The sequence below is a fragment of the Streptomyces katrae genome (assembly GCF_000966975.1).
In the GTDB taxonomy this organism is placed as follows: Bacteria; Actinomycetota; Actinomycetes; order Streptomycetales; family Streptomycetaceae; genus Streptomyces; species Streptomyces katrae.
In genome coordinates this window covers 1-7,605 of the sequence record NZ_JZWV01000980.1, presented here as the reverse complement: position 1 = coordinate 7,605, position 7,605 = coordinate 1, and the positions used below count along the sequence as shown (strand labels likewise).

At 71.8% G+C, this 7,605-nt stretch carries 5 protein-coding genes; 3 read left to right on the top strand and 2 right to left on the bottom strand.

The window, feature by feature from the left end:
* Positions 1 to 1,431, top strand: a 1,431-nt coding sequence (locus VR44_RS30840) for a flavin monoamine oxidase family protein (protein ID WP_045950916.1), incomplete at its 5' end; no start/stop codon positions are given.
* 7 nt (positions 1,432 to 1,438) lie between these two features.
* Here VR44_RS30840 and VR44_RS30835 read toward each other — a convergent pair.
* Together VR44_RS30835 and VR44_RS30830 are read right to left on the bottom strand one after the other, a co-directional pair.
* Complete coding sequence (locus tag VR44_RS30835) at positions 1,439 to 2,821, bottom strand: FAD-binding oxidoreductase (RefSeq protein ID WP_045950915.1); 1,383 nt, start codon at positions 2,819 to 2,821, stop codon at positions 1,439 to 1,441.
* Positions 2,822 to 2,899: 78 nt separating this feature from the next.
* On the bottom strand, positions 2,900 to 4,753 hold the full coding sequence (locus VR44_RS30830) for a glycoside hydrolase family 15 protein (protein WP_045950914.1): 1,854 nt from the start codon (positions 4,751 to 4,753) through the stop codon (positions 2,900 to 2,902).
* Positions 4,754 to 5,180: 427 nt separating this feature from the next.
* Here VR44_RS30830 and VR44_RS30825 point away from each other — a divergent pair, with 427 nt between their 5' ends.
* Positions 5,181 to 6,818: a CTP synthase gene (locus tag VR44_RS30825; RefSeq protein WP_245692537.1), complete on the top strand. Its 1,638-nt coding sequence runs from the start codon at positions 5,181 to 5,183 to the stop codon at positions 6,816 to 6,818.
* Between the two features lie 81 nt (positions 6,819 to 6,899).
* Positions 6,900 to 7,544, top strand: a complete 645-nt coding sequence (locus VR44_RS30820; protein ID WP_094192028.1) for an NUDIX domain-containing protein — start codon at positions 6,900 to 6,902, stop codon at positions 7,542 to 7,544.
* Positions 7,545 to 7,605: the final 61 nt, after the last annotated feature.

The following is a 7,605-nucleotide window of genomic DNA, read 5'->3' as shown; positions in this document are numbered from 1 at the left end:
ACTGGTCCCCTCCGCGTCCGCGTCGCCGTCGTCGGCGCCGGCATCTCCGGCCTCACCGCCGCCCTCACCCTCCAGGACGCCGGCATCCCCTGCACCCTCTACGAGGCCAACCCGGCCCGCGTCGGCGGCCGCATGTGGACCCAGCGCGACCACTGGGCGTACGGGCAGACCTCCGAGATCGGTGGCGAGCTCATCGACACCAGCCACAAGAAGATCCAGGAGCTGTGCCGCCGCTTCGGCCTCCCCCTGGAGGACTTCCTCGGCGGCGGCCCCAACGGGGCGGAGGAAATCCTCCACTTCAACGGCTCCTACTACCCCCGCACCCAGGCCGACGAGGACTTCAAGGCCGTCTACCAGGCCCTGCACCGCGACCTCCAGGACGCCGGCGAGGTCTCCTGGAACTCCTCGACCCCCGCCGGCACCGCCCTCGACAACATGACCCTGTACGAATGGATCGAGACCCGCGTCCCCGGCGGACACGGCTCCCTCCTCGGCCGGTTCATCGACGTCGCCTACAACGTCGAGTACGGCGCCGACACCCAGACGCAGTCCGCCCTCGCCCTGGTCCTGTTGATGGGCTACCAGCCCAACCCGGGCAACTTCAACGTCTGGGGCCTGTCCAACGAGCGCTACCACGTCATCGGCGGCAACGACCGCCTCCCCAACGCCATCGCCGCCGCCCTGAACCCCGGCACGCTCGTCATGGGCCGCTCACTGGTCGCCGTACGCGCCAACGCCGACGGCACCCAGACCCTCACCTTCGACGACTCCGGCGCCGTCCGCACCGCCACCGCCGACCACACGATCCTCTGCGTCCCCCTGCCGATCCTCCAGCGCCTCGACACCTCGCAGGCGGGCTTCGACCCCCTCATGCGCAACCTGCTGCGCGACGCCCGGATGGGCTACTGCACCAAGCTCAACATGCAGTTCACCGCCCGCCCCTGGCGCGGCACCGGCCCCTGGCCCGGAGTCTCCGCCGGCGACTGCTTCACCGACTCCGCCGTCCAGCAGACCTGGGACACCACCAAGGTGCAGCCCGGCAACGGCGGCATCCTGCTCCAGTACGGCGGCGGTTCCCTGGCCGGCGCCCTCACCCCCGCCACCCCCTTCGCCACCGAGTCCGACCCCTACGTCCGCGACCTGGCCGGCCGGGTCCTGACCGGCGTCGACGCCTTCTTCCCCGGCACCAAGGCGGTGTGGACGGGCCGCGCCCAGCTCTCCGCCTGGCACCGCAACCCCTACTCCCTGGGCGCCTACTCGTACTGGCCCACCGGCTACCTCCACCGCTACGCCAAGTACGAGGGCACCGCCCAGGGCAACGTCCACATCGGCGGCGAGCACTGCAGCTACGACTTCCAGGGCTTCATGGAGGGCGGCGCCACCGAAGGCGAGCGCGCGGCCCGCGAGGTGATCGCCGCCCTGACCCAGTAGCCGGACCTCACACCGGCGGGATGTTGTGGTTGAAGCGGAAGACGTTGTCCGGGTCGTACTCCCGCTTCAGCCGCGCCAGCCGCCGCATGTTGTCGGCGCCCAGCCCGGCCACCACCCGGTCCGCGCCCTCGTCGCCGGTGAAGTTCAGGTACACCGCGCCGGTCGCCCACGGCTGGACGTCGGCGCGGACGTCCCTGACCCACTGGATGACCCGCTCGTCGTCGGCCGGGTCCTCCCACATCCCGAACGGGTGCACCGCCCACGGCGCGTCCCGGTACGGCACCGGGTAGTCCTCCTTCGCCGCGGCGATCGCCCCGCCCTGCGGCCACACCACGTGCTGGGTGCCGGTCGGCACCGGCATCGTGGCCGCCCGGGCGCAGAACACGTCCACGAACGCGTCGGGGGCACCGGTCAGGTACTCCGCCGACCAGTAGTTCCGCAGCCCCGGCGGATCGTCGAGCATGCACTGGAGCTCGGCGTACGGGATCGCGGTGACGACCTCCGCCTCGTGCGGGATCGCGAGCAGGGGGCCGGCCAGCCGGCGCAGCTCCTCCTCGGGCCCCGCGTACGTCACCAGCGCGCCGGCCAGCAGCAGGCCGACCAGGTGCGGCGGGACGAAGGGGGCGGGCGGCCCGGTCAGGTAGAGGGCGCCGCCGCCCGCCTCGTCGGGACCGGACTCGATGACGTCCCGGTACGCGCGGATCACCTCGGGGCCGCGCTCCGGCAGGTAGAGGACCAGCGCGATGGACAGGGCCGGCAGCTCGTGCAGCCGCAGCGTCAGCGAGGTGGCGATGCCGAAGTTCCCGCCGCCGCCGTGCAGCCCCCAGAACAGCTCCGGGTGGTCCTCGGCCGTGACGTTCAGCAGCTCGCCCTGGGCGGTTACCAGCTCCACACCGAGCAGGTTGTCCACCGCCAGGCCGAACTTCCGGTCCAGCCAGCCGGTGCCGCCGCCGAGGACGAAGCCGCCCACGCCGGTGGTGGAGGCCCGGCCCCCGGTCGTGGCCAGCGCGTACGGCTCGCAGGCCCGGTCCAGGTGGCTCATCGTCGCCCCGCCCGCGACCCGAACGGCCTTCGCCGCCGGGTGCACGGCGACCTCGTGCATCCGGCGCAGGTCCACGACCAGGCCGCCGTCGTTCAGGGACATCCCGGCCACGCTGTGCCCGCCCCCGCGGACGGCCACCGACAGGTCCAGGTCCCGGGCGAAGCGCACCGCCGTGACCACGTCCGCGGCGCTCTCGCACTGGGCGATCACCGCGGGCCTGCGGTCGACCATCGCGTTGAAGACCGTCCGGGCCCCGTCGTACCCGGGATCGTCGGGGGCGAAGACCTCGCCCGCCAGGTCCTCGCGGAGCGCGGCGAGCGCCGTGGCCGCCTTGGAGAGGGGTGCCATCGCTACCCCCCCTTTCCCCAGAAGGGCATGGGACCCCTCCAGGTTAGGCGGGCGTTCCCGGCGCCGCGCGCCGCGCCGTCAGCCCCCGTACGCCCCGCTCGCCGTCAGCCGCAGCGCGGTGTCGATCAGCGGAACGTGGCTGAAGGCCTGAGGGAAGTTCCCGACCTGCCGCTGGAGCTTGGGGTCCCACTCCTCGGCCAGCAGCCCCAGGTCGTTGCGGAGCGACAGCAGCTTCTCGAAGAGGCGGCGGGCCTCGTCGACCCGGCCGATCATCGCGAGGTCGTCGGCCATCCAGAAGGAACAGGCCAGGAAGGCGCCTTCGTCCCCCTCCAGGCCGTCGACGCCGGCCTCCTCGCCGGCCGTCGGGTAGCGCAGGATGAACCCGTCCGGGGTCGACAGCTCGCGCTGGATCGCCTCGATGGTGCCGATGACCCGCTTGTCGTCAGGCGGCAGGAAGCCCATCTGCGGGATCAGCAGCAGGGAGGCGTCCAGTTCCTGCGAGCCGTAGGACTGGGTGAAGGTGTTTCGCTCCGGGTCGTAGCCCTTCTCGCACACGTCCGCGTGGATCCGGTCGCGCAGCTCCCGCCAGCGCTCCAGCGGGCCGTCCGCGTCCCCGCTCTCGATCAGCTTGATCGTGCGGTCCACGGCCACCCACGCCATCACCTTCGAGTGCACGAAGTGGCGGCGCGGGCCGCGCACCTCCCAGATGCCCTCGTCCGGCTCGTTCCAGTGGATCTCCAGGTAGCGGATCAGCTTGAGCTGGAGCACCGAGGCGTAGTCGTTGCGGGCCAGGCCGGTCATGTGCCCCAGGTGCAGGGCCTCGGTGACCTCGCCGTACACGTCGAGCTGGAGCTGGTGGGCGGCGCCGTTGCCGACGCGTACGGGGGCCGAGTTCTCGTAGCCCGGCAGCCAGTCGAGCTCCGTCTCGCCCAGCTCCCGCTCGCCCGCGATCCCGTACATGATCTGCAGGTTCTCGGGGTCGCCGGCGACCGCGCGCAGCAGCCAGTCGCGCCAGGCGGCGGCCTCGCCGCGGTAGCCGGTGCGCAGGAGCGAGGAGAGGGTGATGGCGGCGTCGCGCAGCCAGGTGTAGCGGTAGTCCCAGTTGCGGACCCCGCCGATCTCCTCCGGCAGGGAGGTGGTCGGCGCGGCGACGATCCCGCCCGTGGGGGCGTACGTCAGGGCCTTGAGGGTGATCAGGGAACGGATCACCGCCTCCCGGTAGGGCCCGTGGTACGTGCACAGGTCGACCCACTCGCGCCAGAACTCGGTCGTGGCCTCCAGCGCCGCCTCGGCCTCGGGGGCCTGCGGGGCCCCCAGGTGGGAGGGCTGCCAGCTGATGGCGAAGGCCACCCGGTCGCCCGGGGCGACGGTGAAGTCCGAGTAGGTCGTCAGGTCCTTGCCGTAGGTGTCGGCGTCGGCGTCGAGCCACACGGAGTCCGGGCCCGCGACGGCCACCGTCCGGCCCTCCACCTTGTGCACCCAGGGCACGACCCGCCCGTAGCTGAAGCGCATCCGCAGCGCCGAGCGCATCGGGACGCGCCCGCTGACGCCCTCGACGATGCGGATCAGCTGCGGGGCGTGCCCCTCGCGGGGCGGCATGAAGTCGATGACGCGGACGGTCCCGCGCGGGGTGTCCCACTCCGACTCCAGCACCAGCGAGTCGCCCCGGTACCGGCGGCGGGTCGCCTTGGGCGGCTCCGTCCCCGGCGGGAACGACGGGCCGATCCGCCAGAACCCGTGTTCATCGGTGCCCAGAAGGCTCGCGAAGACGGCATGGGAGTCGAAGCGGGGCAGGCACAGCCAGTCCACCGCCCCGTCCCGGCAGACCAGCGCCGCGGTCTGCATGTCCCCGATCAGTGCGTAATCCTCGATGCGCCCGGACACGTTGCTCTCCAGTCGAACGGCCACGTCCGCCCCGTAGGGCGCTTGCATTGCGCTGTCGCGCGGTCTCCTGTGCGCAGGGATCCCCGCGTCGAGTCCTACATTGCCGGAACCGGCGTTGTTACGCCGTTCGCCGGACTGCTCGGCGGCGATGTGCAGCGGTATCCGAGCAAGTTATGAGCGCACCCTAGTGATCTCCTTAAGTATTGGGACAATGTCACTCGGCCGAACGGGTGACCTGGGCGGACGCCGGGGCCGGACGCCGCCGCGGGGCGGCGGGCGGCGCCGCCGCGCAGCGCGCCCGGAGGCGGACCGCCCCGGGCGCTGATAGGCTGGTACCCCGTGGACCGGTGGTCTGCCTGTGCGAATCAGGAGCCCCGAAACCGCAGCTTCGGCGCCCCCGGAAACGGGAGAAGTCGCCGGACGCACCTCACCTCGCGACCACGGGAGCCCCCCTTTGGCGATGCCGCCCAAATCCATGACGACCAAGCACATCTTCGTCACCGGGGGTGTCGCTTCGTCCCTCGGCAAGGGCCTGACGGCCTCCAGCCTGGGTGCGCTGCTCAAGGCGCGCGGCCTGCGGGTCACGATGCAGAAGCTCGACCCGTACCTGAACGTCGACCCCGGCACGATGAACCCGTTCCAGCACGGTGAGGTGTTCGTCACCAACGACGGCGCCGAGACCGACCTGGACATCGGCCACTACGAGCGCTTCCTCGACGTCGACCTCGACGGCTCGGCCAACGTCACCACCGGCCAGGTCTACTCGCAGGTCATCGCCAAGGAGCGGCGCGGCGAGTACCTCGGTGACACCGTGCAGGTCATCCCGCACATCACCAACGAGATCAAGCACCGCATCCGCCGCATGGCCACCGACGACGTCGACGTCGTCATCACCGAGGTCGGCGGTACGGTCGGCGACATCGAGTCGCTGCCCTTCCTGGAGACCGTCCGCCAGGTCCGCCACGAGGTCGGCCGCGACAACGTCTTCGTCGTGCACATCTCGCTGCTGCCCTACATCGGCCCCTCCGGCGAGCTGAAGACCAAGCCGACCCAGCACTCCGTCGCCGCGCTGCGCAACATCGGCATCCAGCCCGACGCGATCGTGCTGCGCGCCGACCGCGACGTCCCCACCTCCATCAAGCGCAAGATCTCGCTGATGTGCGACGTGGACGAGGCGGCCGTGGTCGCGGCGATCGACGCCAAGTCGATCTACGACATCCCGAAGGTGCTGCACACCGAGGGCCTGGACGCCTACGTCGTCCGCAAGCTCGACCTGCCCTTCCGTGACGTCGACTGGACGGTGTGGGAGGACCTGCTCGACCGCGTCCACAACCCCGACCACGAGGTCAAGGTCGCGCTCGTCGGCAAGTACATCGACCTGCCCGACGCCTACCTGTCGGTGACCGAGGCGCTGCGCGCCGGCGGTTTCGCCAACCGGGCCCGCGTCCAGATCAAGTGGGTCACCTCCGACGACTGCAAGACCCCGGCCGGTGCCGCCGCGCAGCTGTCCGACGTGGACGCGATCTGCGTCCCCGGCGGCTTCGGCGACCGCGGTGTCAACGGCAAGGTCGGCGCGATCACCTACGCCCGTGAGAACAAGGTCCCGCTGCTCGGCCTGTGCCTGGGCCTGCAGTGCGTGGTCATCGAGGCCGCGCGCAACCTCGCGGGCATCGAGGAGGCGAACTCCACCGAGTTCGAGCCCTCCACCCCGCACCCGGTCATCTCGACCATGGAGGAGCAGCTGGCCTTCGTCGAGGGCGCCGGCGACCTGGGCGGAACGATGCGCCTGGGCATGTACCCGGCGAAGCTCGCCGAGGGCTCCATCGTCCGCGAGGTCTACGGCGACCAGGCGTACGTGGACGAGCGCCACCGCCACCGCTACGAGGTGAACAACGCCTACCGCGGCGAGCTGGAGAAGAAGGCCGGCCTGGTCTTCTCCGGCACCTCCCCGGACAACAAGCTCGTCGAATACGTCGAGTACCCGCGCGAGGTCCACCCCTACCTGGTGGCCACCCAGGCCCACCCGGAGCTCCGCTCCCGCCCGACCCGCCCGCACCCGCTGTTCGCGGGCCTGGTCAAGGCCGCGGTGGAGCGCAAGCAGCAGCAGGGCTGACGCCCGGCGCTCGGTAACGTAGGCGGCCGGGGTACGGATCTTCCGTACCCCGGCCGTCGCACGTCGTGGGAGGACATCGGCATGGACATCGGCATCGGTATCAAGGACACGGCGGAGACCTGGGAGACGCTGTCGACCAGGCGGCCGTTCCAGGGAGCCAAGACGGCGGTGGACTCCGACGAGGTCCGGATGCCGGACGGGTCGGTGGCCCGCCGGGACTACCAGGTGCACCCGGGGTCGGTGTGCGTGCTCGCCCTGGACGGGGAGGGGCGGGTGCTGGTGATCAACCAGTACCGGCACCCGGTGCGGCGCCGGCTCTGGGAGCTGCCGGCCGGGCTGCTCGACGTACCCGGCGAGAACCCGCTGCACGCGGCGCAGCGGGAGCTGTACGAGGAGGCGCACGTCAAGGCGGGGGACTGGCGGGTGCTCGCCGACTTCTACGCTTCCCCGGGCGGCTCCGACGAGGCGGTGCGGATCTTCCTTGCGCGGGACGTGTCGGACGCGGACGGGGAGCGGTACGAGGACGCCTCGTCGGAGGAGGCGGACATGCGGGTGGAGTGGGTGGAGCGGGAGGCTCTGGTCCGGGGCGTCCTGGCCGGCGAGCTCGGGAACCCGGCGCTGGTGACGGGCGTCCTGGCCCTGACGGCGGCGCTGGCCTCCGAGGGCGGCCTCGACGCCCTCCGCCCGGCCGAATCCCCGTGGCCGGCCCGCCCGTACGAGGCGTAGCCGGGCCCGTGCGGGTGCGGGTCCCGCTGCGCGGAGCCGTCTCCCAGCCCCGCCCTTCCTC